General features: G+C 72.8%; 1 protein-coding gene and 1 pseudogene. One reads left to right on the top strand and one right to left on the bottom strand.

Going from position 1 to position 1,457, the window contains the following annotated elements:
• Nucleotides 1-881 (bottom strand): carbohydrate binding domain-containing protein (locus AOK16_RS24780; RefSeq protein ID WP_205627779.1); only part of this gene is annotated, 881 nt, incomplete at its 3' end.
• Nucleotides 882-1,069: 188 nt separating this feature from the next.
• Between AOK16_RS24780 and AOK16_RS24775 the strand changes: the two are divergent.
• Nucleotides 1,070-1,457: pseudogene (locus AOK16_RS24775) on the top strand (hypothetical protein); the annotation flags it as partial.

Here is a 1,457-nt window from a genome sequence, read left to right as displayed (position 1 = left end):
TAGCCGGTCACCGCATGCGCCGGTACCGGGCCACCGCCTCCGCCGCCCCCGGAGGCGGCCGTCGTGCCCGCCACGGCCGCAGACCTGGGCGACTCGCCCGCGGTGTTGGTGGCGGTGACCTGGAACTGGTACGAGGTGCTCGCCGACAGCCCGGTCACGGTGGCCGAGGTGCCCGTGACCGCCTGGACCTTGGTGCCGTCCCGGTAGACGTTGTAGCCGGTCGCGCCGGTGGTCGTGCTCCAGGACAGGGCGACGGAGGACGCCGTCGTGGCGCCCACCGCGAGGCCGGTGGGGGCGGACGGGACCTGGACGGGGTCACCGCCGCCGCCGGGGCCCGTGAGGCTGATGTCGTCGGCGTAGTACGCGGGTTGGGCGTACCAGCCGTTGGTGTGGATGGTCACCGACGTTGTCGAGGCGCCGGTGCGGAACGTCGTGGTCAGCTGCTGCCAGGAGGGGGCGGAGGGGGTCCAGGTGGAGACGTCGGTGGTGCCCGTCCCGCTGGCACCGAGGTAGACGTAGCTCCCCTGCACCCACGCGCTCAGCGTGTAGTCGGAGTTGGGCTGGACGGCCACGGTCTGCGCGCACCTGGCGTTGTCGGCGCTGGTTGGAGTGGCCTTGAGGGCGGCCGAGCCGCCGTGGACCGGGCTGGTGACTGTGGCGCCGGTGGCGGCGGAGCAGGTCCAGCCGCTGAGGCCCGACTCGTAGCCGGGGTTGAGCGCCAGATTGGCCGCCTGGGCGGCTTGGGTGGCGGCCTGGGCGGAGGAGGATATTCCGGTGAGGGCGAGGGCTGCCGAGGCCCCCGCGGCGAGCGCCGCGGCGAACCGGCGTCTCCACTTGCTGCGGACCTCGCGTGCGACTTCGCGTACGACTTCGTGTGCCACGACTGCCTCCGGGAGAAGGGGAGTTGGAGGAGTGCTGAGGGCGGTGGCCACCGTCGACGATCCAAAATGGTTCAGACCAATAGGGTTGTCAAGACTCGGTGAACCGTTCTCTCGGTCTCCGCGCGTCGATACAGTTCGGATACACGGCACATACACGTGAGTTGTGCGGGTCGAATGGGGGGACCGACGTGACCGTCGCCATCGCAGTCACCAGCCCTGACCTCGTACTGCCGCCCCTTGACCCGCAGGCCCTGGCCACCCACGCGCTCGCCCCGCGCATCCCGCCCGCCGCCGTGCTGCCGCCGCCGCGGGAGCGGTCCCTGGAGGACGCGCTGGAGGCGGTGCGGCGCCTGCTCGACCAGCACGGGTACGTGGTCGTGCTGTACGCGGGAGGCGAGGCGCGCATCGACCTCCACCACCGGCTGCACACCGTGCGGTCCGTGCTGGACAGCGACCGCATCGCCCTGCTGCGGCTCGACCTGCCGCCGCTCGCCATCGCCGTACTCGCCCTCCAGCTGCGGCTGCTGGCCGCCGCGCCGGGCCCGACCGGGACCGCCGCGCCGGGCCCGACCGGGA

The sequence above is a fragment of the Streptomyces pathocidini genome, assembly GCF_001418495.1.
In the GTDB taxonomy this organism is placed as follows: domain Bacteria; phylum Actinomycetota; class Actinomycetes; order Streptomycetales; family Streptomycetaceae; genus Streptomyces; species Streptomyces pathocidini.
This window is presented reverse-complemented; position numbering and strand designations above follow the sequence as displayed.